24 protein-coding genes are annotated in these 25,502 nt (G+C 69.0%); 23 read left to right on the top strand and 1 reads right to left on the bottom strand.

Annotation, left to right across the window (positions count from 1 at the left end; genetic code table 11):
• Position 1 precedes the first annotated feature (1 nt).
• From lepA to hemW, 3 genes are read left to right on the top strand one after another with little or no spacing between them, the layout of a single operon-like run.
• Complete coding sequence (lepA, locus tag ACN4JJ_RS09195) at positions 2 to 1,852, top strand: translation elongation factor 4 (RefSeq protein ID WP_440709615.1); 1,851 nt, start codon at positions 2 to 4, stop codon at positions 1,850 to 1,852.
• Positions 1,852 to 2,661 carry a DUF1990 domain-containing protein gene (locus ACN4JJ_RS09190; protein ID WP_440709614.1) on the top strand — a complete coding sequence of 270 codons (810 nt, stop codon included), beginning with the start codon at positions 1,852 to 1,854 and terminating at the stop codon, positions 2,659 to 2,661. The genes lepA and ACN4JJ_RS09190 overlap by 1 nt, the downstream gene beginning before the upstream one ends.
• Before the next feature lie 8 nt (positions 2,662 to 2,669).
• Positions 2,670 to 3,929 (top strand): radical SAM family heme chaperone HemW, encoded by a 1,260-nt coding sequence (gene hemW / locus ACN4JJ_RS09185; RefSeq protein ID WP_440709613.1) that lies wholly within the window; start codon positions 2,670 to 2,672, stop codon positions 3,927 to 3,929.
• Between the two features lie 110 nt (positions 3,930 to 4,039).
• Here hemW and ACN4JJ_RS09180 read toward each other — a convergent pair whose 3' ends face one another.
• Positions 4,040 to 4,537: a DUF4870 domain-containing protein gene (locus ACN4JJ_RS09180; RefSeq protein WP_291053572.1), complete on the bottom strand. Its 498-nt coding sequence runs from the start codon at positions 4,535 to 4,537 to the stop codon at positions 4,040 to 4,042.
• 274 nt (positions 4,538 to 4,811) lie between these two features.
• Here ACN4JJ_RS09180 and hrcA point away from each other — a divergent pair, with 274 nt between their 5' ends.
• The 20 genes from hrcA to dapF all read left to right on the top strand — a co-directional run bounded on the left by hrcA (position 4,812) and on the right by dapF (position 25,486).
• Positions 4,812 to 5,846, top strand: a complete 1,035-nt coding sequence (hrcA, locus tag ACN4JJ_RS09175) for a heat-inducible transcriptional repressor HrcA (protein ID WP_440709612.1) — start codon at positions 4,812 to 4,814, stop codon at positions 5,844 to 5,846.
• 98 nt (positions 5,847 to 5,944) lie between these two features.
• Complete coding sequence (gene dnaJ / locus ACN4JJ_RS09170) at positions 5,945 to 7,057, top strand: molecular chaperone DnaJ (protein WP_440709611.1); 1,113 nt, start codon at positions 5,945 to 5,947, stop codon at positions 7,055 to 7,057.
• A 16-nt stretch (positions 7,058 to 7,073) separates the two neighbouring features.
• Positions 7,074 to 7,823, top strand: coding sequence for a 16S rRNA (uracil(1498)-N(3))-methyltransferase (locus ACN4JJ_RS09165; protein WP_440709610.1), 750 nt, complete (start codon positions 7,074 to 7,076; stop codon positions 7,821 to 7,823).
• 24 nt (positions 7,824 to 7,847) lie between these two features.
• A complete protein-coding gene (locus ACN4JJ_RS09160) occupies positions 7,848 to 8,210 on the top strand; it encodes a histidine triad nucleotide-binding protein (RefSeq protein ID WP_291053562.1) in 363 nt (120 codons plus the stop codon).
• Positions 8,211 to 8,277: 67 nt separating this feature from the next.
• Positions 8,278 to 9,282, top strand: a complete 1,005-nt coding sequence (locus tag ACN4JJ_RS09155; protein WP_440710288.1) for a PhoH family protein — start codon at positions 8,278 to 8,280, stop codon at positions 9,280 to 9,282.
• A gap of 8 nt (positions 9,283 to 9,290) precedes the next feature.
• Positions 9,291 to 9,755 (top strand): rRNA maturation RNase YbeY, encoded by a 465-nt coding sequence (gene ybeY / locus ACN4JJ_RS09150; protein WP_440709609.1) that lies wholly within the window; start codon positions 9,291 to 9,293, stop codon positions 9,753 to 9,755.
• A complete protein-coding gene (locus tag ACN4JJ_RS09145) occupies positions 9,755 to 11,086 on the top strand; it encodes a hemolysin family protein (protein WP_440709608.1) in 1,332 nt (443 codons plus the stop codon). Before ybeY ends, ACN4JJ_RS09145 begins: the two co-directional genes overlap by 1 nt.
• Entirely contained in the window at positions 11,083 to 12,018 is a 936-nt protein-coding gene (gene era / locus ACN4JJ_RS09140) for a GTPase Era (RefSeq protein WP_440709607.1), read from the top strand. The genes ACN4JJ_RS09145 and era overlap by 4 nt, the downstream gene beginning before the upstream one ends.
• Before the next feature lie 55 nt (positions 12,019 to 12,073).
• Positions 12,074 to 13,051, top strand: a complete 978-nt coding sequence (gene dapA / locus ACN4JJ_RS09135) for a 4-hydroxy-tetrahydrodipicolinate synthase (RefSeq protein WP_291053549.1) — start codon at positions 12,074 to 12,076, stop codon at positions 13,049 to 13,051.
• Between the two features lie 91 nt (positions 13,052 to 13,142).
• Positions 13,143 to 14,819 carry a ribonuclease J gene (locus ACN4JJ_RS09130; protein ID WP_440709606.1) on the top strand — a complete coding sequence of 559 codons (1,677 nt, stop codon included), beginning with the start codon at positions 13,143 to 13,145 and terminating at the stop codon, positions 14,817 to 14,819.
• 146 nt (positions 14,820 to 14,965) lie between these two features.
• Positions 14,966 to 17,923: an FtsK/SpoIIIE family DNA translocase gene (locus ACN4JJ_RS09125; RefSeq protein WP_440709605.1), complete on the top strand. Its 2,958-nt coding sequence runs from the start codon at positions 14,966 to 14,968 to the stop codon at positions 17,921 to 17,923.
• Positions 17,924 to 17,926: 3 nt separating this feature from the next.
• Entirely contained in the window at positions 17,927 to 18,535 is a 609-nt protein-coding gene (gene pgsA / locus ACN4JJ_RS09120) for a CDP-diacylglycerol--glycerol-3-phosphate 3-phosphatidyltransferase (protein WP_440709604.1), read from the top strand.
• Positions 18,532 to 19,011, top strand: a complete 480-nt coding sequence (locus tag ACN4JJ_RS09115) for a CinA family protein (protein WP_440709603.1) — start codon at positions 18,532 to 18,534, stop codon at positions 19,009 to 19,011. The genes pgsA and ACN4JJ_RS09115 overlap by 4 nt, the downstream gene beginning before the upstream one ends.
• A gap of 162 nt (positions 19,012 to 19,173) precedes the next feature.
• Positions 19,174 to 19,482: a helix-turn-helix domain-containing protein gene (locus ACN4JJ_RS09110; protein ID WP_290803134.1), complete on the top strand. Its 309-nt coding sequence runs from the start codon at positions 19,174 to 19,176 to the stop codon at positions 19,480 to 19,482.
• Positions 19,483 to 19,710: a DUF3046 domain-containing protein gene (locus tag ACN4JJ_RS09105; protein ID WP_440709602.1), complete on the top strand. Its 228-nt coding sequence runs from the start codon at positions 19,483 to 19,485 to the stop codon at positions 19,708 to 19,710.
• 336 nt (positions 19,711 to 20,046) lie between these two features.
• Positions 20,047 to 21,138 (top strand): recombinase RecA, encoded by a 1,092-nt coding sequence (gene recA / locus ACN4JJ_RS09100; protein WP_440709601.1) that lies wholly within the window; start codon positions 20,047 to 20,049, stop codon positions 21,136 to 21,138.
• A gap of 6 nt (positions 21,139 to 21,144) precedes the next feature.
• On the top strand, positions 21,145 to 21,789 hold the full coding sequence (locus ACN4JJ_RS09095; protein WP_440709600.1) for a regulatory protein RecX: 645 nt from the start codon (positions 21,145 to 21,147) through the stop codon (positions 21,787 to 21,789).
• Between the two features lie 79 nt (positions 21,790 to 21,868).
• Complete coding sequence (gene miaB, locus ACN4JJ_RS09090; RefSeq protein ID WP_440709599.1) at positions 21,869 to 23,524, top strand: tRNA (N6-isopentenyl adenosine(37)-C2)-methylthiotransferase MiaB; 1,656 nt, start codon at positions 21,869 to 21,871, stop codon at positions 23,522 to 23,524.
• A gap of 6 nt (positions 23,525 to 23,530) precedes the next feature.
• Entirely contained in the window at positions 23,531 to 24,463 is a 933-nt protein-coding gene (gene miaA, locus ACN4JJ_RS09085; RefSeq protein ID WP_440709598.1) for a tRNA (adenosine(37)-N6)-dimethylallyltransferase MiaA, read from the top strand.
• A gap of 141 nt (positions 24,464 to 24,604) precedes the next feature.
• Positions 24,605 to 25,486, top strand: a complete 882-nt coding sequence (gene dapF, locus ACN4JJ_RS09080; protein WP_440709597.1) for a diaminopimelate epimerase — start codon at positions 24,605 to 24,607, stop codon at positions 25,484 to 25,486.
• Positions 25,487 to 25,502 lie beyond the last annotated feature (16 nt).

The following is a 25,502-nucleotide window of genomic DNA, read 5'->3' as shown; positions in this document are numbered from 1 at the left end:
CGTGAGCCCCCAATCACTGAAGGCCCTTGAACCGGCCTCCACCGACCCCGCATTCATCCGCAACTTCTGCATCATCGCGCACATCGACCACGGCAAGTCGACCCTGGCCGACCGGATGCTCGGCATCACCGGCGTCGTCAGCGACCGCGACATGCGCGCCCAGTACCTCGACCGGATGGACATCGAGCGCGAGCGCGGCATCACCATCAAGAGCCAGGCGGTGCGGATGCCGTGGTCGCGGGGCCTCGACACCTTCGCCCTCAACATGATCGACACCCCCGGTCACGTCGACTTCTCCTACGAGGTGAGCCGCTCCCTCGCCGCCTGCGAGGGCGCCATCCTGCTCGTCGACGCGGCCCAGGGCATCGAGGCCCAGACCCTCGCGAACCTCTACCTGGCACTTGAGAACGACCTCACGATCATCCCCGTGCTGAACAAGATCGACCTCCCGGCGGCTGACCCCGACAAGTACGCCAAAGAGCTCGCGAGCCTCATCGGCGGCGACCCGGACGACGTGCTGCGCGTCAGCGGCAAGACCGGCATGGGCGTCGAAGACCTGCTCGACCGGGTCGTCGAGCGCATCCCCGCCCCCGTCGGAGATCCGGATGCCGCGGCGCGCGCCATGATCTTCGACTCCGTCTACGACGCCTACCGCGGCGTGGTCACCTACGTGCGCATGATCGACGGGCACCTCAGCCCGCGCGAGCGCATCCAGATGATGTCGACCCGGGCCACGCACGAGATCCTCGAGATCGGCGTGTCCAGCCCCGAGCCCACGCCCTCGAAGGGGCTCGGCGTCGGCGAGGTCGGCTACCTCATCACGGGCGTGAAAGACGTGCGCCAGTCCAAGGTCGGCGACACCGTCACCACGGCGATGAAGCCCGCCACGCAGGCGCTGCCCGGGTACACCGAACCGCTGCCGATGGTGTTCTCGGGCCTGTACCCGATCGACGGCAGCGACTACCCGGTGCTCCGCGAGGCGCTCGACAAGCTGAAGCTCAGCGACGCGGCCCTCGTCTACGAGCCCGAGACATCCGTCGCCCTCGGTTTCGGGTTCCGCTGCGGGTTCCTCGGTCTGCTGCACCTCGAGATCATCACCGAGCGGCTCGAGCGCGAGTTCAACCTCGACCTCATCGCCACGGCGCCGAGCGTGATCTACGAGGTCACCACCGAAGACAAGAAGACGGTCACGGTCACGAACCCGAGCGAGTTCCCGGGCGGCAAGATCGTGAGCGTGCAGGAGCCCGTGGTGAACGCGGCCATCCTGGCGCCCAAGGATTACGTGGGCACCATCATGGAGCTCTGCCAGAGCCGCCGCGGCATCCTGCAGGGCATGGACTACCTCGGCGAAGACCGGGTCGAGATCAAGTACACGATGCCGCTCGGCGAGATCGTGTTCGACTTCTTCGACAACCTGAAGTCGAAGACCGCGGGCTACGCGAGCCTGGACTACGAGCCCGCCGGCGAGCAGTCGGCCGACCTCGTGAAGGTCGACATCCTGCTGCAGGGCGAGCAGGTGGATGCGTTCAGCGCCATCGTGCACCGCGACAAGGCCTACGCCTACGGCGTGCTGATGACGGGCCGGCTCCGCGAGCTCATCCCGCGCCAGCAGTTCGAGGTGCCGATCCAGGCCGCGATCGGCGCCCGCATCATCGCGCGCGAGTCGATCCGTGCCATGCGCAAAGACGTCCTGGCCAAGTGCTACGGCGGTGACATCACCCGCAAGCGCAAGCTGCTCGAGAAGCAGAAAGAGGGCAAGAAGCGCATGAAGATGGTGGGCCGCGTGGAGGTTCCGCAGGAGGCGTTCATCGCCGCGCTCTCGGGCGACGTCGAGAAGAAGGACAAGAAGTAGTGGCCGCCGGCGTGGTGCGCACCGGTGGTGCCGGCGGACCGGTGCGCTCGACGCGTGCCGCCGCCGAGCAGAGCGACGACCCGCGCGCGGCCGCCTCGCTGAGCTACGCGGCGATCGGCGCCACGCAGGCCGACGACCTGATGTACTACCCGCCGAAGGGCTTCCGCCCGATCGAGCGCCGGGCACGCCTGGGCAGCGGTGTCGAGCGCTTCGAGAACGCCTCCGCGCGGCTGCTGGCCTGGGGCGTGCAGCGCGGAGCCGGCATCGGCGTGGGCGACATCCGCCCCCCGGCCCCCTCCGAGACCGACTACGCCGGACTCGTCTACGACGACTTCGGCACCCCGCTGGCCGCGCGCACGGCCGCGCCCGAGCAGGCCTACGGCGAAGACGGCACCCCGCTGGTCTCGGCCGGCACCACCGCGATGCTCGCCATCAGCGTTCTCTGGTTCCGGATGTACGCCCCCGTCCGCGTCGTCTACGTCGTGAACGAGCCGGGGCGGATCGGCTTCGCCTACGGCACCCTTCCCGGCCACCCCGCCTCGGGGGAGGAGAGCTTCGTGGTGGAGCACCTCTCCGACGACTCGGTCTGGATCGTGGTGCGCGCGTTCTCGCGGCCGAGCACCTGGTACTACCGTCTCGGCTCGCCCGTGCTGCGCCTCTTCCAGGCGCGCGCCACGAAGCGCTACCTGCGGTCGCTGCTGCCGAGCATGGCGACCGCCGCGGGCGGTGCGGCCGGCGCCGCCTCGGCCCCCGCGGTCACCTCCTCCGCCTCATCCGGAACCCCCGCCCGCTCCGGCGCGGGGGTGTAGGCGCCGTCGTGCCCTCCATCCTCCCGGTGGGCGACCCCGCTCCGGCGGACGGCCTGCTGCCGCGCGCGGGCGCGGGCGCCGACGCCGCTTCCGGCGCCGACACCGGCCGCGACTCGTCGCACGAGCGCGACTTCGGCCTCTACGTGCACGTGCCGTTCTGCCGGGTGCGCTGCGGCTACTGCGACTTCAACACCTACACGGCCACCGAGCTGCGCGGCGTGAAGCAGTCCGACTACGCTGCCCAGGCGATCGCCGAGATGCACTTCGCGCAGGGGGTGCTCCGCGCATCCGGAGTCGCCGAGCGCCCGCTCTCCACCGTCTTCTTCGGCGGCGGCACGCCCACGCTGCTGCCCTCGTCGCAGCTCGTCGCCATGCTGGGCGCCGCCCATGACACCTGGGGCTTCGCACCGGATGCCGAGATCACCACCGAGGCGAACCCCGACTCGGTCGACGCCGCCTACCTGCAGACGCTCGCGCAGGCCGGCTTCACCCGCGTCAGCTTCGGGATGCAGTCGGCGGTGCCGAGCGTGCTCGCCACGCTCGAGCGCACGCACGATCCGGCCCGCGTCCCGCTCGTGGTGCGCTGGGCCCGAGAGGCCGGTCTGCAGGTGAGCCTCGACCTCATCTACGGAACGCCCGGGGAGACGATCGACGACTGGCAGCGCTCGCTCGACGCGGTCGTGGCCGAGCAGCCCGACCACGTCTCGGCCTACGCGCTGATCGTGGAGGACGGGACGAAGCTCGCCCGCCAGATCCGCTCCGGCGTCGTGCCCGAACCCTCCGACGACCTGCAGGCCGACATGTACGAGCGGGCGGATGCGACGCTCGCGGCCGCGGGCTACGACTGGTACGAGGTGAGCAACTGGGCGCATCGCGACACCGGCGCGCCCTCGCGGCACAACCTCGGCTACTGGGTGGGCAACGACTGGTGGGGCATCGGCCCGGGTTCGCACAGCTACGTCGGAGACACCCGCTGGTGGAACGTCAAGCACCCTGCGGCCTACGCCCAGCGCATCGCCGCCGGTGAATCGCCCGCGGCCGGCCGCGAGACCATCGACCTCGACACCCGCGAGCTCGAGCGTATCCTGCTCCTCACCCGCGTGCGCGGTGCCCTGCGCATCCCCACCCTGGCCCCGGATGCGCGCCGCGAGGTCGCGGGCCTCATCGCCGACGGTCTCGTCTCCGGCCCCGACGCCCTCGCCGGCACCCTCACGCTCACCCTCAAGGGCCGCCTCCTGGCCGACGCCGTAGTCCGCCGTCTCACCTGACCTCCCCCCCACACCCTCCCCAGGAAACGACAAACGGGTTCTCTCTCCGTCGCCTCTGGGCGAAGCTCAGTCGAAGACGGAGAGAGAACCCGTTCGTCGTTGACGACCGCTTACTTGATGAAGCGGAAGTTGAAGAAGTAGCGGTAGGTACCGCCCGCGTTGACGCGCAGACCGGCGATGATCGCGAAGATCAGGCCGACGATCTGCACCGCCCAGGCGAGGAAGTAGAACAGGAAGCCGATGAAGATGAAGGCCGTGATGGTGCCGAGGATGTAGAGCCCCACCACGAAGATCGCCACCGTGATCTGGAAGTTGAGGGACTCCTTGGCCTCCTGGTTGGTCAGCGGGCCGCGGTCTTTGAAGACCAGCCAGATGATCAGCGGCGGGATCCAGCCCAGGATGCCGCCGAGCTGGCCGAGGAAGGCCCACTGCTTGTCTTCGGCGGGCGACAGCGGTGCGGCCGCGGCCGGTGCTCCCTGGTAGCCGGGCGGCGGGGCCTGGTACCCGGGCGGGGGAGCCTGGTAGCCGGGAGGAGGGGTCTGCCCGGGGGGAGGAGTCGGCTGCCCTGCAGCCGGGTCGTACGGCGGGGTTGCGTTGGGGTCAGTCATGTCTCGTGCCTTTCGGACCGGGGTCGATGGGTACGGCGATCGCGGACGGCGGTCGTGTACAGGAGACAAGATAGTGCCACCTCCGCCCGGCGGCAATGATTATCACGCCGCAAGTCGAACATGGCTCATCAAGCGCACCACGACCCGGAACGTCCTCCGCGCGGGCGTGCCGGGCGGATGCGGGATATAATTGGCACTCCGGCGGCGCGAGTGCCAGGCGCCGGCGACGGGCCGGCGATCCGGCTCCCGGCGGCGGAGAGAGGATGGTGTTCAGATGGTCTCCGAACGCAGTCTCGAAGTGCTCCGCGTGATCGTGCAGGACTACGTGGCCTCCCGCGAGCCGGTGGGCTCGAAGAGCATCGCCGAGCGGCACTCCTTCGGTGTCTCGGCCGCCACGATCCGCAACGACATGGCGCTGTTGGAGGAAGAGGAGCTGATCACCGCTCCGCACACCTCAAGCGGCCGGGTGCCCACCGACAAGGGCTACCGCCTCTTCGTCGACCACCTCTCCGACCTGCGCCCGCTCACCAGCGCGCAGCGGCACGCGATCGAGACCTTCCTCGACTCCTCGGTCGACGTCGACGACGTGCTCGCGCGCACCGTGCGCCTGCTCTCCCAGCTCACCCATCAGGTGGCGCTCGTGCAGTACCCGGTGCGCTCGCTCGCGCGCATCCGGCATCTCGAGCTGGTGTCGTTGGCACCCCGCAAACTGATGACCGTGATCATCACCGACGGAGGCCATGTCGACCAGCGGATCGTCGACGTGCCGAACGACCTCGACGACCTCGCGGTGGCCGAGCTGCGCACCCGCTTCAACGAGGCGATCGGCGGGCTCGGGCTCACCGAGGCCGTCATCGCGCTCGACGGGATCGCGGTGCGCTGCTCACCCGGGCAGGCGGCGAACGCCGCCGCCGTGGCGCAGACCGTGCGCGAGCAGGTCTCGGCCAACCGGCAGGAGAAGCTGCTGATCGCCGGGGCCGCGAACCTGGTGCGCACCGAAGACGACTTCCACGGCAGCATCCTGCCGGTGCTGGAGGCGGTCGAGGAGCAGGTGGTGCTGTTGCGCCTGTTCAGCGAGATGGAGGCCGACCAGCGCGGCATCACCGTCTCGATCGGCCGCGAGAACGAATCGTTCGGCCTCGGCGAGACCTCGATCCTCGCCTCCGGCTACAGCGGCGTGGGCACTGCGGTGTCGCGCCTCGGGGTGCTCGGCCCCACCCGGATGGACTACTCGAGCAACATCTCGGCGGTGCGCGCGGTGGCGCGCTACCTCTCCCGCACCCTCGGCGAACCCGGCGGCCCGGCCTGATCGGCCCGCCCTGATCGGACAGGCCGAACCGACCGCCCTGATCGGCGCCCCCGCCGATCGACGACTGCGAACCACACCCAACGAAGGAGTAGCCCCCGGTGGCTGACCATTACGACGTGCTCGGCGTCTCGCGCGAATCGACACCCGAAGAGATCAAGAAGGCGTACCGGCGCCTGGCCCGCGAACTGCACCCCGACGTCAATCCGAGCCCGGATGCGCAGGAGAAGTTCAAGCAGGTCACCCACGCCTACGACGTGCTGAGCGACCCCGGGCAGCGCCGCGACTACGACCGCGGACCGCAGCAGGGCTTCGGCGGCGCGGGAGGCCAGGGCTTCGGCGGCTTCGGCGACATCTTCGAGACCTTCTTCGGAGGCCAGGCCGGCGGATCGCGCGGCCCGAAGTCCCGCGCCGAGCGGGGCCAGGACGCTCTGCTGCGCGTGGAGGTCGACCTCGGCGAGGTCATCTTCGGCACCCACCGCGACCTCGAGGTCGACACGGCCGTGCTCTGCGAGACCTGCAACGGCTCGTGCTGCCAGCCCGGCACCTCACCGGTCACCTGCGACATCTGCCGCGGCTCCGGCTCCATCCAGCGCACCGTCCGCTCGCTGCTCGGCAACGTGGTCACCAGTGCGCCCTGCGGCACCTGCCGCGGTTACGGCACGGTCATCCCGAACCCGTGCTCCACCTGCCAGGGCCAGGGCCGCGTGCGCGCCCGCCGCACGATCCCCGTCGACATCCCGGCCGGCGTCGAGACCGGTCTGCGCCTGCAGATGCCCGGTCAGGGCGAGGTCGGCCCCGCCGGCGGCCCCCAGGGCGACGTGTACCTCGAGATGAAGGTGAAGCACCACGACATCTTCTCGCGCAACGAAGACGACCTGCTCTGCACCCTCGAGGTGCAGATGTGGGATGCGGTGCTCGGCACCACCACCACCATCCAGGCGCTGGACGGCGACATCGAGATCGAGATCAAGCCCGGCACCCAGAGCGCCGAGGTGCTCACGGTCAAGGGCCGCGGCGTCTCGCATCTGCGCGGCAACGGCCGTGGCGACCTGCGGGTGGGGGTGCAGGTGGTCACACCCACCAAGCTCGACCACAAGCAGCGCGAGCTGATGAAGCAGCTGGCGAACGCGCACAAGTATCCGGCGCCGAGCCTCGGGCAGTTCCAGCAGGGGCTGTTCGCCAAGCTGCGCGACCGCTTCCTGAACGTCTGATCGGGAAGAACGGTCGATGAGTTCGCTGTTCCTGCACGAAGACCTGGCCTCGGTGCCGCACGAGGTGGGCGACGTCGTCGTGCTCTCGGGCGACGAGGCGCGCCACGCGGCGACGGTCAACCGGATGCGGGTCGGCGAGCACACGGCGATCTCCGACGGCCGGGGCCTCGTGGTCTCGGGCGTGGTGACGCGGGTGGAGCCGAGGGAACTGGATGTCGCGGTCGAGACCGCCGTGCGGCATCCGGAGCCCACGCCCCCGCTCGTGCTGGTGCAGGCGCTCGCCAAGGGCGACCGCGACGAGTTGGCGATCCAGGCGGCCACCGAACTCGGCGTCTCGGCGGTCGTGCCCTGGCAGGCCGAGCGCTCGATCTCGCGCTGGAGCGGGCCCAAGGTCGAGAAGGGGCTCGACCGCTGGGCGAGCATCGTGCGCGAGGCGGCCAAGCAGTCGATCCGCCCGTTCGTCCCCTCGGTGGGGGCGCTCGCCGACCTGGCCGCCCTGAAGCGGCTCGCGGGGGAGAACCGGATGCTCGTGCTCGAGCCGACCGCCACCGAGCGCCTCACCCAGGTCGTGCTCGAACCCGTCGGATCGGACGAGACGCCGATCCTGCTGGTCGTCGGCCCCGAGGGCGGCGTCTCGCCCCGCGAGCTCGAGGCGCTCGCCGAGGCCGGCGCCCGCCCGGTGAAGCTGGGCGACGAAGTGCTGCGCACCTCCACGGCGGGCCCGGCGGCGCTCGCGGTGATCAATGCGGCTCTCGGCCGGTGGTGAGCCATCGAAAGTAGGATGGACCTCATGTCCACCGAAACCGACTCGCCCTCGATCTTCAGCCGCATCATCGCCCGGGAGATCCCGGCCACGATCCTCGCCGAGACCGAGAACGTCATCGCGTTCCCCGACATCGCGCCGCAGGCGCCGGTGCACGTGCTCGTCGTGCCGAAGACCGAGCAGTACCGCAACGTGGTCGAACTGGCCGCGGGCGACCCGGGGCTCCTCGCCGAGCTCGTCGAGGTCGCGAATTCCCTCGCCGCGGAATTGACCGACGGCGACTTCCGTTTGATCTTCAACACCGGCGAGAACGCCGGGCAGACCGTCTTCCACGTGCACGCCCACGTGCTCGGTGGAGGACTGAAGGAAGGAACCCTTGGAAAGGGCTGACGCAACTCCCACCACCCCACCCCAGGGCCCCACTGCTGAGGCCCGCCTGCACATCGACGGCATCGAGATGGTGCGCCTGCTCGGTCCGCAAGACCGGCTGCTCACCACCGTCGAGCGGCAGTTCCCGTTGGTCAGCGTCTTGGTGCGCGGCAACGACATCACGATCGCCGGCGATGCCGAGCAGGTCGAGGCTGCCCGCCGACTGGTCGAAGAACTGCTGCAGATGGTGCGGCAGGGGCACGATCTCACGCCCACCGAGGTGAACTCCTCGGCGCGCATCCTCGAGAAGGATCGCGGCTCGAGCCCGGCCGAACTGCTGAGCCAGTCGATCGTCACCGCGCGCGGCAAGAGCGTGCGCCCCAAGACGATGGGCCAGAAGAGCTACGTCGACGCGATCGACGAGAACACGATCGTGTTCGGCATCGGCCCCGCCGGTACCGGCAAGACGTACCTCGCCATGGCGAAGGCCGTTCAGGCACTGCAGCGCAAAGAGGTCGAGCGCATCATCCTCACCCGCCCCGCGGTGGAGGCCGGCGAGCGCCTGGGCTACCTGCCCGGCACGCTCACCGACAAGATCGACCCCTACCTACGGCCGCTCTACGACGCGCTGAACGAGATGATGGACCCGGAGATCGTGCCCAAGCTGCTGGCAGCCGGCACCATCGAGGTGGCTCCGCTGGCCTACATGCGCGGTCGCACGCTGAACAACTCCTTCATCGTGCTCGACGAGGCGCAGAACACCACGCCCGAGCAGATGAAGATGTTCCTCACCCGCCTGGGCTTCGGATCGAAGATGGTCGTCACGGGCGACATCACCCAGGTCGACCTGCCCACCGGCACCAGCGGCCTGCAGGTCGTGACGCGCATCCTGGATCACCTCGACGACATCCACTTCGCCACGCTCACCAGCGCCGACGTGGTGCGGCACACCCTGGTGGGCCTGATCGTCGACGCCTACACGAAGTACGACCAGGTGCAGATGGCCCGGCGTGAGTCGGGGAACGGCTCGGGTTCGTCCGGATCCGGGTACCAGAACGACCGCGACCGCCGCTACACCGCGAGAAAACGATAGGGACCAGCGTGTCAATCGAAGTCAACAACGAGTCGCAGATCCCGGTCGACGAGACCGCTCTGCTGCGCCTGGCGAGCTACGCGCTCGATCAGATGCACGTGCATCCGGATGCCGAGCTCGCGATCGTGCTGGTCGACGAGGCGGCCATGGAGCAGCTGCACGTGCAGTGGATGGACGAGCCCGGCCCCACGGATGTGCTGAGCTTCCCGATGGACGAGCTGCGCCCCGGCACCGAAGATGCGCCCACCCCGGCGGGCCTGCTCGGCGACGTGGTGCTCTGCCCGCAGGTGGCCGAGACGCAGGCCGAAGCGGCGAACCACTCCACCCTCGAAGAGCTTCTGCTGCTCACCACGCACGGCATCCTGCACCTGCTGGGCTTCGACCACGCCGAGCCCGAGGAGGAGCGCGAGATGTTCGGCATCCAGCGCGACATCCTGGTCGGATTCGCGATGAGCGAGCGCCGCCGCCGGTAATGACCATCATCCTGTTCCTGCTCGTGGCCATCGTGCTCGTGGCGTTCGGCGGCCTGTTCGCGGCCGTCGACTCGGCGATCCTCTCGCTGTCGCGATCCGACATGCAGGAGCTCGCCGAGCGCTACCGGGCCAAGCGCTCCCTCCGCGCGATCGCCGCCGACCCCGGGGCCCACCTGAACGCCGTGAACTTCGCGCGCGTCGTGTTCGAGACCACGGCCGCGGTGCTGGTCACCATCTCGTTCGCCTTCACCATCGACCAGCTCTGGCTGGCACTCGTGCTGTCGGCCGTGGTGATGACCGCGGTGTCGTTCGTGCTCGTCGGCTCGAGCCCGCGCAGCGTCGGACGGGTGCACGCCAAGACGGTCGTGCGCCTCGGCGCGCTGCCGGTGCACGCGGTGCGCGTGGTGCTCGGCCCGATCGCCACGGCGCTGGTGGCCATCGGCAACCGGGTCACGCCCGGGCGCCCGCGCTCGGGCACCTTCTCCTCCGAGGAGCAGCTGCTCAGCATGGTCGACGAGGCCACCGAGCTCGACGTGCTCGAAGAAGACGACCGCGAGCTCATCCACTCCATCATCGAGTTCAACGACACCGTCGTGCGCGAGGTGATGATCCCGCGCACCGACATGGTCACGATCGGCGACGACGAGACGGTGGGGCACGGTCTTGGCCTGTTCCTCAGTAAGGGCGTCTCGCGCATCCCGGTGGTGAAGGGCGAGAACGTCGACGAGATCTCCGGCGTGCTCTATCTGCGCGATGCGGCCCGGCTCAGCTACGAGCGGCCCACGGTGCTCGACACCATGCCCGTCGGCGAGCTGGCGCGCGAGCCGCTGTTCATCCCCGAGTCGAAGAAGGTCGACGACACGCTGCGGCAGATGCAGCTCGAGTCGAACCATCTCGCGATGGTGGTCGACGAGTACGGCGGCATCGCCGGGCTGGTCACGCTCGAAGACCTGATCGAAGAGCTGGTCGGCGACATCTCCGACGAGTACGACCGCGACGTCGTGGAGGTGGAGGAGCTGCCCGACGGCGCCTTCCGCGTCAGCGCCCGTCTGCCGGTCGACGAGCTGGGCGAGCTGTTCGATCTCGAGCTCGACGACGACGACGTCGACTCGGTCGGCGGCCTGCTCTCGAAGTCGCTCGGCCGGCTGCCCGAACCCGGGTCCGAGGCACGCACCTCGGGGCTGATCCTCACCGCCGACCGCACCGACGGGCGGCGCAAGCGCATCATCACCGTGATCGTGCGCCGCGATCCGGATGCCCCGGCCGACTCCCTGAAGACGTCGACCGGCCCCGTCCTCACCACGACCAGCAGCACCAAGGAGCACGCATGAGCGAGCACGACACCGTCGATCCCGGCGCCACCGCCGTCGATCCCGACGACTTCCGGGCGGGCTTCGTGACCTTCGTCGGGCGCCCCAACGTGGGCAAGTCCACGCTCACCAACGCCCTGGTGGGCGAGAAGGTGGCCATCACGAGCTCCAAGCCGCAGACCACGCGGCAGACCATCCGGGGCATCGTTCACGACCCGGCCGGCCAGGTCATCGTGGTCGACACCCCGGGGATGCACCGCCCGCGCACGCTGCTCGGCGAGCGGCTCAACTCGCTCGTGCAGTCCACCCTGGGCGACGTCGACGTGATCGGCTTCTGCCTGCCCGCCGACGAGAAGCTCGGCCCGGGCGACCGCTACATCAACGACCAGCTCGATCAGTTCCCGGGCGCGAAGAAGATCGCGATCGTCACGAAGATCGACTCCGCCTCGAAGCAGCAGGTGGGGGAGCAGCTGCTCGCCGTCTCCGAGCTCCGCGACTGGGAGACCGTCATCCCGGTGTCGGCCACCAGCGCCATCCAGCTCGACGTTCTGGTGAGCGAGCTCATCCGGATGCTGCCGCGCTCCGAGAAGCTCTACCCCGAAGACCAGTACACCGACGAGGGCCTCGAGTCGCGCATCTCCGAGCTCATCCGCGAGGCGGCGCTGGAGGGTGTGCGCGACGAGCTGCCGCACTCGATCGCGGTCACGATCGACGAGATGAATCAGCGCGAAGACCGGGAGCTGGTGGAGATCCACGCCAACCTGTTCGTGGAGCGCGACAGCCAGAAGGGCATCATCATCGGGCCGAAGGGATCGCGGCTCGGCGAGGTGGGCGCCCGGGCGCGGGCCCAGATCGAGCCGCTGCTCGGCCAGCAGGTCTACCTGAACATCCGGGTGAAGGTGGCGAAGGACTGGCAGCGCGACCCGAAGCTGCTCGGGCGGCTCGGGTTCTGAGCGTCGTGGCGGGAGCGGGCGGAACCTGTTCACCCGAACCCGATACCCTGTAATCGTGTCTACCGCTACGAACCCGTTCGGCCAGGTCCTGGTCGCCATGGTCACCCCGTTCACCGCCGACGGCGAAGTCGACTGGCCCGGGGTCGAAAAGCTCATCGACGAACTGATCACCGGCGGTGCCGACGGCATTGTCGTGACCGGCACCACGGGGGAGACCTCCACCCTCACCGACGCCGAGAAGCTGCGCCTGGTCGAGGTGGGCAAGGCCGTGTCGTCCGGTCGCGCGAAGATCATCACCGGCGGCGGTTCGAACGAGACCGCGCACGCCATGCAGCTCGCCCGGCAGAGCGAGAAGGCCGGCGCCGACGGCAACCTCGTCGTCACCCCGTACTACAACAAGCCCACCCAGGCCGGCATCCTGACGCACTTCCGGATGATCGCGGATGCGACCGACCTGCCCGTCATCCTCTACGACATCCCCGGCCGCACCGGCGTGCCGATCAAGTACGAGACGATGCTGCGGCTGGCCAAGCACCCGAACATCCTCGCCGTGAAAGACGCCAAGGGCGACTTCAGCGAGGTCAGCCGGGTGATCAACCAGACCGACCTGCTCTACTTCTCGGGCGACGACGCGAACGTGCTGCCGCACATGGCGATCGGCGCCTCGGGCCTGATCGGCGTCACCGCCAACATCGCCCCGGCGCCCTACCGCGTGATCGTCGACGCCGTGAACGCCGGCGACCTCGCCACCGCGACGGCCGCCCACAAGTCGCTCGAGCCGCTGGTGCGGGCGGTCATGACCCACGTCCCCGGCACGGTGGCCGCGAAGTACATCCTGCACGGCCTCGGCCGCATCGGGAGCCCTCGCGTGCGCCTGCCCCTGGTCGGACCGGAAGAGTGGGAGGCCGCGCAGATCGAGAGCGAGATCGACCTCGTGCGCGACATCCCGGGTCTCGACTTCAAGAACTTCCGCCCCGACCGCAACGCGGCCGCGGGCGGCGCCCTTCCCCAGATCGCGGGGACGACCCGCTGAGGGTCTCGTCCGGCGCGAGCGGGGCATCCGGGGCACCAAGCCACAGCGCGAGCACGAAGCCGCGCACCTGCACGATGAATGAGGAGGGCCCATGCAGAGCCCGATAGCGAATCCGCCCGCCCTGGAGGCCGGCACACTCCGAATCACCCCGGTCGGCGGCCTGGGTGAGATCGGCCGCAACATGACCGTGTTCGAATACGAGGGCAAGCTGCTCATCGTCGACTGCGGCGTGCTGTTCCCGGAAGAGCACCAGCCCGGTGTCGACCTGATCCTGCCCGACTTCAGCGTCGTGCGCGACCGGCTCTCCGACATCGTCGGCATCGTGCTGACGCACGGCCACGAAGACCACATCGGCGCGGTGCCCTATCTGCTGCGCCTGCGCAACGACATCCCGCTGATCGGCTCGGCCCTCACGCTGGCGCTGGTGGAGGCGAAGCTCAAAGAGCACCGCATCAAGCCGTACACCTTCGACGTGACCGAGGGGCAGACCGAGAACCTCGGCCCCTTCGAGTGCGAGTTCGTGGCCGTGAACCACTCGATTCCGGATGCGCTGGCCGTGGCCATCAAGACGCCCGCCGGCGTGGTGCTGCACACGGGCGACTTCAAGATGGACCAGCTGCCCTTGGACGACCGGCTCACCGACCTGCGCGCCTTCGCGCGGCTCGGCGAGGCGGGTGTCGACCTGTTCCTGGTCGACTCCACGAACGCCGACGTGCCGGGCTTCACGCCCACCGAGCGCGAGATCGGCCCGGTGCTCGAGTCGGTCATCGCCCGCGCTCCCCGCCGCGTGGTCGTCGCGAGCTTCTCCAGCCACGTGCACCGCGTGCAGCAGGTTCTGGATGCCGCCCACGCGAACGGCCGCCGGGTCGCCCTGCTCGGCCGATCGATGGTGCGCAACATGACCATCGCCGCCGAGCTCGGCTACCTCAAGGTGCCCGAGGGCGTGCTGGTCGACTTCAAGAAGGCCGGCGACATCCCCGACGACAAGATCGTCTACATGTCCACCGGGTCGCAGGGCGAGCCGATGGCCGTGCTGTCCCGCATGGTGAACCTCGAGCACCAGATCGAGGTGGGCCCGGGCGACACCGTCATCCTGGCGTCCAGCCTCATCCCCGGCAACGAGAACGCGGTCTACCGCATCATCAACGGGCTCACCAAGCTCGGCGCCAACGTGGTGCACAAGGCCAACGCGAAGGTGCACGTCTCCGGTCACGCGGCCGCCGGCGAGCTGCTCTACTGCTACAACATCCTGAAGCCGAAGAACGTGCTCCCGGTGCACGGCGAATACCGCCATCTGGTCGCCAACCAGAAGCTCGCCATCGCGAGCGGAGTGCCCGAGCAGAACACGATCATCGCCGAAGACGGCACCGTCATCGACCTGAAGGCCGGCGTGGCGAAGGTCGTGGGGCAGTACGACCTCGGCTTCGTGTACGTCGACGGTTCCTCGGTGGGCGAGATCACGGATGCCGACCTGAAAGACCGCCGCATCCTCGGCGAAGAGGGCTTCATCTCGATCATCGTCGTGGTGGAGGCGCAGACCGGCCGCATCGTCTCGGGCCCCGAGATCCACGCCAAGGGCTTCGCCGAAGACGGCAAGGTCTTCGACGCCCTCAAGCCGAAGATCAGCGCCGCCCTGGCGGAGGCCGCCGGCAACGGCGTGCGCGAGTCGTACGCCCTGCAGCAGGTCGTGCGCCGCACCACCGGCCGCTGGGTGAACACCACGTTCCGCCGCCGCCCCATGATCGTCCCGGTGGTCATCGAAGCGTGACCCCTCCTCGCGACCCGTCGATTCTGGCCCTGTAACACGCGTTTTCGGGCCGGAATCGACGGGTCGCGATGCATTTACCCGGGCGGATTCTCGGACACCCTTTGGCGTGGCCAGGGGAAGTCGGAGGTGGCGGGTAGCGTGAGCGCATGGCCACCAGCAGTAGATCTACGCCCCGCGCCAAGGCGGCTTCCACCCCACGCGGAGGGGCGTCGAGCGCCCGCAAGCCTGCGACCCCGCGAGGTACCGCCGCTCAGAAGACGGTGAAGTATCCGGCGGTCGTCGAGAGCGACACGCCGAATCCTCTGGTGACCGCGTGGCTGGGGCTGGCCCATGTGGTGGGCGGGGCTGCTCGGGCTTTCGGGCCGGAGAAGCTGGCCAAAGAGGAGCGGCGCGACGGACTGCCGTTCCTGTTCTTCCTGCTCGCGGTCGCGGGTGCCGTCACCGAGTGGTTCCTCGCCTCGAACGCGGTGGCCATCGCGATCAACGCGTGGACGTTCGGCGGCCTGTTCGGCCGCGTCTCCTACGCTCTTCCGGTCATCCTGCTGCTGCTCGCGCTCTGGCTGTTCCGGCATCCGAACTCCGTGCACGACAACGGGCGCATCGGGATCGGCCTCTCCGTCTTCCTGGTCTCCGTCTCCGGTCTCTGCCACATCTTCGGATCGACGCCCGACCCGTCCGCCGGGATGGACAAGCTGGCGGTGGCCGGCGGCATCCTGGGCTGGATCGTGGCGGCCCCGCTGGTGGCCCTGATCACCCCGATCGGCGCCACGATCGTGATGGTGGTGTTCGTGGCGCTGTCGCTGTTCATCATCACCAAGACGCCGCCGAACAAGATCGGCCGGCGGATGCACGAGCTCTACGCCTACCTGTTCGGCGCCCCCGCGCCGGCCGAGGAGGAGCCCAAGGTCAAGGCCGAGAAGGGCAAGGGCAACTCCTCCGACAAGGCCGTCGACGACATGCTCGACTTCGACGCCGACCGTTCGTCCGACGACGACGAAGACGGCGACGACAGCGGCGCGCTCCCGTGGTGGCGCCGCAACAAGAGCCAGCGCGAGGTCGACCCCGCGTTCGACACGCCTCTCATCGCACCCCGGATCGAAGACCGCACGCCCCCGGCCGAAGAGGTCGTCCCGTTCCAGAGCGCGGCCGACATCGAGACCACCGAGAGCTTCGGCAACGGCCTCCTCCACGACATGGAGGCCGCAGAAGAGGCGATCAAACGCATCACCGGCGAGGTCTTCCCGGGCAAGCTCCAGGCCACCGGCCTGCTCGACGACGAGGGCACCGAAGCGCTCCCCGCCTTCGCGACCCCCCTGCCCGACCCCACCGCCACCGGCCCGATCGAGGGCATGGCCCCGCCGGCGCCGGCATCCGACCCCGCCAACTACCGTCTGCCCTCGGTCACCAACCTCGGCGTCGGGGAGCCCTCGAAGGCCCGCTCGGCGGTCAACGACGAGGTCGTGCGCGCCATCACGGATGTGCTCACCCAGTTCTCGGTCGACGCCACGGTCACCGGCTTCTCCCGCGGCCCCACCGTCACGCGCTACGAGATCGAGCTCGGCCCGGGGGTGAAGGTCGAGCGCGTCACCGCGCTGTCGAAGAACCTCGCCTATGCGGTCGCCTCGAACGAGGTGCGCATCCTGTCGCCGATTCCGGGCCGCAGCGCCATCGGCATCGAGATCCCCAACACGGATCGCGAGACGGTCTCGCTCGGCGACGTGCTGCGGTCGCAGAAGGCGATGAACGACCCGCACCCGATGACCATCGGCGTGGGCAAAGACGTCGAGGGCAAGTTCGTGCTCGCCAACCTCGCCAAGATGCCCCACCTCCTGGTGGCCGGTTCCACCGGTTCCGGAAAGTCCAGCTTCATCAACTCGATGGTGACGAGCGTGCTCATGCGCGCCAAGCCCAGCGAGGTGCGGATGGTGCTGATCGACCCGAAGCGCGTCGAGCTCACCGCCTACCAGGGCGTGCCGCACCTGATCACGCCCATCATCACGAACCCGAAGAAGGCGGCCGAAGCCCTCTCCTGGGTCGTGAAGGAGATGGACATGCGGTACGACGACCTGGAGAGCTTCGGCTTCCGCCACATCGACGACTTCAACCGCGCCGTGATCAACGACGAGATCCAGCTGCCGCCGGCCTCGCAGCGTGTCCTGAAGCCCTACCCGTACCTGCTCGTGGTCGTCGACGAGCTCGCCGACCTGATGATGGTGGCCCCGCGCGACGTCGAAGACTCGATCGTGCGGATCACGCAGCTCGCGCGGGCATCCGGAATCCACCTCGTGCTCGCCACCCAGCGCCCCTCGGTCGACGTGGTGACCGGCCTCATCAAGGCCAACGTGCCTTCGCGTCTCGCCTTCGCGGTGACCAGCGTCACCGACTCCCGCGTCATCCTCGACCAGCCCGGCGCCGACAAGCTGATCGGTCAGGGCGACGCCCTGTTCCTGCCGATGGGCTCCTCGAAGTCGATCCGCGTGCAGGGGGCCTGGGTGCCCGAGAGCGAGATCGCCAAGGTGGTCGAGCACGTCACCCGGCAGGCCCGTCCGGAGTATCGCGACGACGTGGCGGTCACGGCCGAGAAGAAGAACATCGACTCGGACATCGGCGACGACCTCGAGGTGCTGCTGCAGGCAGCCGAGCTCGTGGTCAACACGCAGTTCGGATCGACCTCGATGCTGCAGCGCAAGCTCAAGGTCGGCTTCGCCAAGGCCGGCCGCCTGATGGACCTGCTGGAGTCGCGCGAGATCGTCGGCCCCTCCGAGGGGTCCAAGGCCCGTGACGTGCTGGTGACGGCCGAGCAGCTGCCCGAGGTGCTGGCCATGCTGCGCGGCGAGACCGGCGGCGGCTCGGCGCCCGCTGCTGCGCCGAGGTCGACTGCGGGACCGGTGGCTCCTCAGGCCTCGCACAGCGCCGCCTCCTACGCCGCCGCGCCCGAGGGGAACCCGTTCCCCGACGACGCCGGGCCCTCGACCTACACCTTCGCGTCCATCCCCAAGCCGGCACCGGGGGAGAACCCGTTCCCGTCGGCCGATCTCGACCAGTACCCTGAGGTGGAGGGCGAGTCCGACGACGACGCCTGGGGTCTGACCGGCAGGGAGTAGCACGTGACGAGCACCGACCACGGCGATGGCGCGGTGTCCAAGCCGAGCAACTGGAACCTCCCGAACGCCATCACGGTGGTGCGCATCCTGCTCGCCCCGGTGTTCTTCGTCATGCTGCTGGTCGACGGCGGCGACGACGGATGGTTGCGGTGGGCGGCCGCCATCCTGTTCATCCTGGCCATCGCCACCGACGGCATCGACGGGCACATCGCGCGCAGCCGCAACCTCGTCACCGATCTCGGGAAGCTGCTCGACCCGATCGCCGACAAGGTGCTCACCGGGGCGGCACTGGTCGGCCTCTCCATCCTCGGCGAGCTGCCGTGGTGGGTCACCGGCCTCATCCTGCTGCGCGAGGTCGGCATCACCGTGTGGCGCTTCGTGCAGCTGAGCGACCGGGTCATCCCGGCCTCACGCGGCGGCAAGCTCAAGACGCTCGTGCAGTCGATCGCCATCTCGCTCGCCCTGCTGCCCTTCCCCGAGCTGTTCGGCGACTGGGTGAACTGGGTGAACACCGTCTTCATGGCGCTCGCCCTCATCCTCACGGTCGTCACGGGGATCGACTACCTCGTGCAGGCCTGGCGCCTGAACCGCACGCCGGCAGCCTCGAAATGACGACGGATGCCGCCGCGATCATCGCGACGCTGACCGCGCGGCACTCCTCGATCGCGATCGCCGAGTCGCTCACCGGTGGCCTGCTCACGGCCGCACTGGTCGAGATCCCGGGGGCGTCCGCCGTGCTGCGCGGGGGAGTGGTGGCCTACGACACGGCCGTGAAGCACACCGTGCTGGGTGTGGATGCCGAGGTTCTCGCCGCGCACGGGCCGGTGCATCCGGATGTCGCGATGCAGATGGCGGTCGGCGTACGCACGGCGCTGGCGGTCGGCGGGTACGCGACTGAGATCGGGGTGGCCACCACCGGTGTCGCGGGCCCGGATCCGCAAGACGGGCATCCGCCGGGAACGGCCTACGTGGGGCTCGCGATCGGCGGGGACGTGCGCAGCCTGGAGCTGCACCTGGACGGCGACCGGAACGCCGTGCGAGCCGAGGTCACGCGGCGTGCACTGGCATTCCTGCGAGAATCCCTCTAGGCCCGGTCACCGGGAATGGCACGCGTTTCGATCTCGTTACATCTGACGTCATTCACAAGATATGTCCAGTCCCAGTCCTTTAGAGTTTCTGCTACGAACCACTTGGCAACACCGGTTCGAGTGCCACTCGAAAGACCGTGACGGGAACGCAAGGAGGGTCCAATGATTCTAGTTCGTCAGGAAATCGGCGACGTGCTTCGGGACTTCCGCCTGCAGAAGGGGCGCACCCTTCGTCAAGTGGCAAGTAAAGCCAGCGTCGCGCTCGGCTACCTGAGTGAGGTCGAACGGGGCCAGAAGGAGGCGTCCAGCGAGATCCTCGCCTCGGTCGCCGAGGCGCTCGACACGCCCATCTCGGTCATCATGCGCGAGGTCGGAGACCGGCTCGCGATCGTCGAGGGCATCGACCCGATCCCCGACACGGTGCCCGATGAGTTCGTCGCCGACTTCGACGTCGATCTCGTCGCCCGCTAATTGAGACTCAGTGAATTCCGTCAGGCCATAACCGACGAGTTCGGTCTGGCCTACGGTCAGGTCGTCACGAACGACCTGGTGCTGGTGGATCTCAGTGATCGCACCCCACAGCAGGCGCTGAAGGCAGGGATCTCCCCGCGAGAGGTGTGGCTCGCGGTCTGCCGGGCGGCGGATGTGCCGCCCGAACGCCGGCACGGAGCAGGCCTCCCGGCCCAGCCCCGCAGCTGAAGACGTGCAAAGCCCCCGACTCCGGTCGGGGGCTTTCGTCATGCCGGGGAACCTCACGGCGGCGGCCCGGCGGCATTCGAACATCGGATGCGACACGCCGCGATTGAGTCGAACATATCTTCGGTCGCGGGTAGAGTTCTGCACATCGAGAGAATCGTTCCAGTTCTCCACAGATGAGGCTCCGATCGACCCAGTGTCGGTGGCTGTCCCTAGCGTGGTGCTTGTTCGAGACATCTTGTAAACGCCCTGTCGTTGCCGTTCAGACGATTCGAACGCACACGACAGCCTGTGGGCACACCGACGCCGCCGAAAGGCGCACACCAGAAGGAGAATGACATGCCGTCAGACGCCAGCCGCGAGAAGTCCCTCGAGACCGCCCTCGCGCAGATCGACCGCCAGTTCGGCAAGGGCTCGGTGATGCGCCTCGGAAGCGACGAGCGGGCTCCCGTCGAGGTCGTTCCCACGGGCTCCATCGCTCTGGATGTCGCGCTGGGCATCGGAGGGCTTCCCCGCGGCCGCATCGTGGAGATCTACGGTCCGGAGTCCTCGGGTAAGACCACGCTCACGCTGCACGCCATCGCGAACGCGCAGCGAGCGGGCGGCATCGCCGCCTTCATCGACGCCGAGCACGCGCTCGACCCGGAGTACGCCAAGAAGCTGGGTGTCGACATCGACTCCCTCCTGGTGTCCCAGCCCGACACCGGTGAGCAGGCGCTCGAGATCGCCGACATGCTCGTGCGGTCGGGGTCCATCGATCTGATCGTCATCGACTCGGTCGCCGCGCTCGTGCCCCGCGCCGAGATCGAGGGCGAGATGGGCGACTCGCACGTCGGTCTGCAGGCCCGCCTGATGTCGCAGGCCCTCCGCAAGCTCACCGGTGGTCTCAGCCAGACCAACACCACGATGATCTTCATCAACCAGCTGCGCGAGAAGATCGGTGTCTTCTTCGGCAGCCCCGAGACCACCGCCGGTGGTAAGGCGCTGAAGTTCTACGCCTCGGTGCGGCTCGACATCCGCCGTATCGAGACGCTGAAAGAGGGCACCGACGCCGTCGGTAACCGCACGCGCGTCAAGGTCGTCAAGAACAAGATGGCGCCGCCCTTCAAGCAGGCCGAATTCGACATCCTGTACGGCATCGGCATCTCCCGCGAGGGCAGCCTGATCGACTTCGGTGTCGAGCACGAGATCGTGCGTAAGTCGGGCGCCTGGTACACCTACGAGGGCGATCAGCTGGGCCAGGGCAAAGAGAACTCGCGTCGCTTCCTCACCGAGAACCCCGACATCGCGCTCGAGATCGAGAACAAGATCCTCGCCAAGCTCGGTATCGGCGAGGTCGGTGCGGCGGCTCTGGCCGCGGCGACCGCCGCTGCGGGTGCCGGCAAGGTCGACTCGATCGAGACCAAGCTCGCCGCACGAAAGGGTGCGTAGCCCCGCATGAACGACATCGTGAGTCTCGATGCCGTGCGGCGGGGGCGTCGCTCCGCGCCCCGCGGCATCGAGGCTCACCCCTCGTCGCGGTTCGCCGCAGGTTCCTCCGACGAGGACTTCGACGACGACGAGCAGACGATGGTCGACGAGGTCTCGGATGAAGAGCGTCTCGAGCGCGTCAGCGACACGGTCGTGCGGGCGCTGGGGCGCCGCCAGTTGTCGGCCGACGAGACGCACGCGTTGCTGATGGCGCAAGGGGCATCCGACGCGGAGGCGGTCGTACTCGTCTCCCGGTACAGGGAGCTCGGTTACCTCGACGACGTCGCCCTGGCGGAGTCTCTGGTCGAGCGCCTGAGCGGGCGTCAGCACAAGAGCCGTCAGGTCGTCTTCCGCGAGTTGATCGCGCGCAAGCTCCCGGTCTCGATCATCGAAGACGCGCTCGATCAACTCGGCGACGACCAAGAGTTCACGCTCGCCCTCGACGCTGCGATGAAGAGGGTCGGTCAGCTCTCCTCCTACGACGACACCACCACCGAACGGCGGCTGCAGGCGTTCCTCGCCCGTCGCGGCTTCAATTCGGGGCTGGTGCGTGACGTCACACAGCGCGCCATGGCCACACGCAAGTCGTCCAAGGGGCCGCGGTTCCGCTGACCCCTGGTTCCGTCGACCCATTGTTCCTCTGAACCACGGTTCCGCCGAGGGGTCGGCGGGTTCGTAGACTAGGGGCACCATGAGCACAGTCAGCGAAGCCCCCACGATCATCGAGCCGTCGACGGCGTCGCTCGACGCCGCGGGCCGTGCGCGCACCTACGAGGTGCGCACGTTCGGCTGCCAGATGAACGTGCACGACTCCGAGCGGCTGAGCGGCTCGCTCGAGGCGGCCGGCTATGTCAAGGCCGAAGGCGTCGAAGCCGACGTCGTGGTCATCAACACCTGCGCCGTGCGCGAGAACGCCGACAACAAGCTCTACGGCAACCTCGGGCATCTGGCTTCGGTGAAGCGCCGGCACGAGGGCATGCAGATCGCCGTCGGCGGGTGCCTCGCCCAGAAAGACAAAAACGTCATCCTCGACAAGGCGCCCTGGGTCGACGTGGTGTTCGGCACCCACAACATGGGGTCGCTGCCCAGCCTGCTCGAGCGTGCGCGGCACAACGACGCGGCACAGATCGAGATCCTCGAATCGCTCGAGACCTTCCCCTCCACGTTGCCGACCAAGCGCGATTCGAGCTACAGCGGCTGGGTCTCGATCTCCGTCGGCTGCAACAACACCTGTACGTTCTGCATCGTCCCGTCGCTGCGCGGCAAGGAGAAGGACCGCCGCCCGGGCGAGGTTCTGAGCGAAATCCAGTCGCTGGTCGACGACGGCGCCATCGAGGTCACCCTTCTCGGCCAGAACGTGAACTCCTACGGTGTCGAGTTCGGCGACCGCCTCGCCTTCGGCAAGCTGCTGCGTGCCGCCGGGCAGATCCGGGGGCTGGAGCGCATCCGCTTCACCAGCCCCCACCCGGCCGCCTTCACCGACGACGTGATCGACGCGATGGCCGAGACGCCCGCCGTGATGCCGCAGCTGCACATGCCGCTGCAGTCCGGCTCCGATCGCATCCTGCGTGCCATGAAGCGCTCGTACCGGTCGGCGAAGTTCCTCGGGATCCTCGAGCGGGTGCGTGCGAAGATCCCGAACGCCGCCATCACGACCGACATCATCGTGGGTTTCCCCGGTGAGACCGAGGAGGACTTCCTCGAGACGCTCCGAGTGGTCGAGGAGGCGCGTTTCGCCTCGGCGTTCACGTTCCAGTACTCCATCCGTCCGGGCACCCCGGCCGCCACGCTGCCCGATCAGGTTCCGCGCGCGGTCGTGCAGGAGCGTTACGAACGCCTGGCTGCTCTGCAAGACCGCATCTCCTGGGAGGAGAACCAGAAGCTGATCGGCCGCCGCGTCGAGCTGCTGGTCGCCAACGGCGAGGGCCGCAAAGACACCGAGACGCGCCGGCTCAGCGGCCGCGCCGAAGACTCCCGCCTCGTGCACTTCGAGCTTCCCGAGGGCACGGAGCGTCCGCGTCCGGGTGATGTGGTCTCGGTCACCATCAGCCAGGCTGCTCCCTTCCACCTGATCGCCGACACCGATGGCGCGCCGCTCGAGGTGCGCCGCACGCGCGCCGGCGATGCCTGGGATCGCGCTCAGGCCGACTCCTGCGGCGTGCCGGCGCCGGTGGGGGCGGCCGGTGCATCCGCTGTGCCCGGGCGGGTGTCGCTCGGTCTGCCCTCGCTCCGGGTCGGTCCGCCGGTGCCGGTACCCGCTGCCACGAGCGCGGCCGCGGAGACCCGCGGCGTCGCGCACGGCCTCACCGTGCCGATCTACAGCCCCACCGACGACCTCCGCGGGTAGCGGCCGATGAACGCGCCGCAGATCGTCGCGGTCGTCGGCGCCACCGGAACGGGCAAGTCCGATCTGTCGCTCGACTTGGCCGAGCAGCTGGCCAGGGAGGGCCGAACCGCCGAGGTCGTGAACGCCGATGCCATGCAACTGTACCGGGGTATGGACATCGGGACCGCGAAGCTCAGCGAGCCCGAACGCCGTGGCGTCCCGCACCACCTGCTCGATGTGCTGCGGGTCACCGACGAAGCCTCGGTGGCCGCCTACCAGCGCGATGCCCGGGCAGCGATCGAGGGCATCCTGCAGCGCGGCGCCGTCCCCATCCTGGTCGGCGGATCGGGCCTGTACGTGTCGTCGGTGCTCTTCGACTTCCGTTTCCCCGGCCGCGACGACGCGGTGCGGGCGCGCCTGGAACGGGAGCTCGAGCAGACCGGCCCCGGGATGCTGCACCGCCGGCTCGCCGAGATCGACCCCGCCTCCGCGGCATCCATCGGCCCTCACAACGGCCGGCGGATCGTGCGCGCCCTCGAGGTGGTCGAGCTCACCGGGGCCCCGGTCTCGGGCACGCTGCCCGACGCGCCCGTGTTCTGGAAGCCCGCCGCGATCCTGCACCTCCGTCTCGACCGCGAGCAGCTGGTTCCGCGCCTGGACGCACGGGTCGAGCGGATGTGGGCATCCGGTCTCGTCGCCGAGGTCGAATCCCTGCTCGCGCACGGCCTCCGCGACGGAACCACCGCCGTGCGCGCCATCGGCTATGCCCAGGCGCTCGCCCAGCTCGACGGCACCAGCCCCGAGCCCGAGGCGGTCGCCGAGGCCCAGGCGCTCACCCGTCGCTACGCCCGCCGCCAGGTCAGCTGGTTCAAGCGCTACCCCGAGGCCCACGACCTCGACGCCGCCGCTCCCGAAACCCTCCACCGCACCGCAGCAGACCTCGCCCGGTCCCTCTCCTGACCCCCGATCCGAACGGATGGAGTCCGTCCTCCCGGGGTGGATCGGATGGAGCCTCAGTCCGCTCCCGGCGTGTAGCTCCAGCCAGTCGGAAGGCGGCCACGGCGCGCCGCAGGCCTCGGTGAGCGCCCCTAGACTTGGGGCATGGCGGCGGATCTGCACTTCACCAAGGGTCACGGCACGGGCAACGACTTCGTGCTCTTCACCGATCCGGAGGGCGAGATCGCGCTCAGCCCCACCCAGATCGCCGCGATCTGCGACCGTCACTTCGGGGTCGGCGCCGACGGCGTCATCCGCGCGGTCCGCTCGGCGAACCTCGACGCGGGCGCGGCGGCTCTGGCCGAAGACCCTGCCGCCGAGTGGTTCATGGACTACCACAACGCCGACGGCTCGGTCTCCGAGATGTGCGGAAACGGCATCCGGGTCTACGCCCGCTACCTGATCGAGAACGGCCTCGTCACGCTCGAGCCCGGTGAGACCCTGGTCATCGGCACCCGCGCGGGTGTGCGTGACGTGCAGCTGAACAAGCTCGGCTTCCAGGTCGACCTCGGCCGCTGGCGACTCGACGGCGGCGAGCCCCTCGTGCGGGCCAAGAACCTGCAGGTGGCCCGTCCCGGCCTCGGCATCAACGTGGGCAACCCGCACGTCGTGGTCGCCCTCGCCGACGACGAGGAGCTCGACGAGGCCGACCTGAGCTTCATCCCGCACATCGAGCCGCAGCCCGAAGCCGGTGCGAACGTCGAGTTCGTGGTGCCGGCCGAGCCGCTGGTGCGCGACGGCGTCGGCCACATCCGGATGCGCGTGCACGAGCGCGGCAGCGGCGAGACGCTGTCCTGCGGCACGGGCGCCGTCGCGGCCGCCCTCGCCACCCGCTACTGGGCGGGTGCGGGCGCGCCGAACAGCTGGAGCGTCGCGGTGCCCGGCGGCACGGTGGGTGTGCGGATGTTCCCCACCGAAGACGGCGAGCACGTCTCGCTCTCGGGCCCTGCCGAGCTCGTCTACGAGGGCGACCTGGCGCTCGGCTAGTGCCGGTCGGCGAAGC

The sequence above is a fragment of the Herbiconiux dendrobii genome (assembly GCF_052048175.1).
Taxonomy (GTDB): Bacteria; Actinomycetota; Actinomycetes; order Actinomycetales; family Microbacteriaceae; genus Herbiconiux.
This window is presented reverse-complemented; position numbering and strand designations above follow the sequence as displayed.

Coding starts and splice junctions, on each gene's coding strand:
- ACN4JJ_RS09160 (WP_291053562.1), top strand. CDS start 7,848: ATGTCCACCGAAACCGACTCGCCCTCGATCTTCAGCCGCATCATCGCC.
- ACN4JJ_RS09130 (WP_440709606.1), top strand. CDS start 13,143: ATGCAGAGCCCGATAGCGAATCCGCCCGCCCTGGAGGCCGGCACACTC.
- ACN4JJ_RS09145 (WP_440709608.1), top strand. CDS start 9,755: ATGACCATCATCCTGTTCCTGCTCGTGGCCATCGTGCTCGTGGCGTTC.
- ACN4JJ_RS09180 (WP_291053572.1), bottom strand. CDS start 4,537: ATGACTGACCCCAACGCAACCCCGCCGTACGACCCGGCTGCAGGGCAG.
- miaB (WP_440709599.1), top strand. CDS start 21,869: ATGAGCACAGTCAGCGAAGCCCCCACGATCATCGAGCCGTCGACGGCG.
- ACN4JJ_RS09165 (WP_440709610.1), top strand. CDS start 7,074: ATGAGTTCGCTGTTCCTGCACGAAGACCTGGCCTCGGTGCCGCACGAG.
- ACN4JJ_RS09125 (WP_440709605.1), top strand. CDS start 14,966: ATGGCCACCAGCAGTAGATCTACGCCCCGCGCCAAGGCGGCTTCCACC.
- dapF (WP_440709597.1), top strand. CDS start 24,605: ATGGCGGCGGATCTGCACTTCACCAAGGGTCACGGCACGGGCAACGAC.
- miaA (WP_440709598.1), top strand. CDS start 23,531: ATGAACGCGCCGCAGATCGTCGCGGTCGTCGGCGCCACCGGAACGGGC.
- hrcA (WP_440709612.1), top strand. CDS start 4,812: ATGGTCTCCGAACGCAGTCTCGAAGTGCTCCGCGTGATCGTGCAGGAC.
- ACN4JJ_RS09115 (WP_440709603.1), top strand. CDS start 18,532: ATGACGACGGATGCCGCCGCGATCATCGCGACGCTGACCGCGCGGCAC.
- recA (WP_440709601.1), top strand. CDS start 20,047: ATGCCGTCAGACGCCAGCCGCGAGAAGTCCCTCGAGACCGCCCTCGCG.
- era (WP_440709607.1), top strand. CDS start 11,083: ATGAGCGAGCACGACACCGTCGATCCCGGCGCCACCGCCGTCGATCCC.
- ACN4JJ_RS09110 (WP_290803134.1), top strand. CDS start 19,174: ATGATTCTAGTTCGTCAGGAAATCGGCGACGTGCTTCGGGACTTCCGC.
- ACN4JJ_RS09095 (WP_440709600.1), top strand. CDS start 21,145: ATGAACGACATCGTGAGTCTCGATGCCGTGCGGCGGGGGCGTCGCTCC.
- ACN4JJ_RS09155 (WP_440710288.1), top strand. CDS start 8,278: ATGGTGCGCCTGCTCGGTCCGCAAGACCGGCTGCTCACCACCGTCGAG.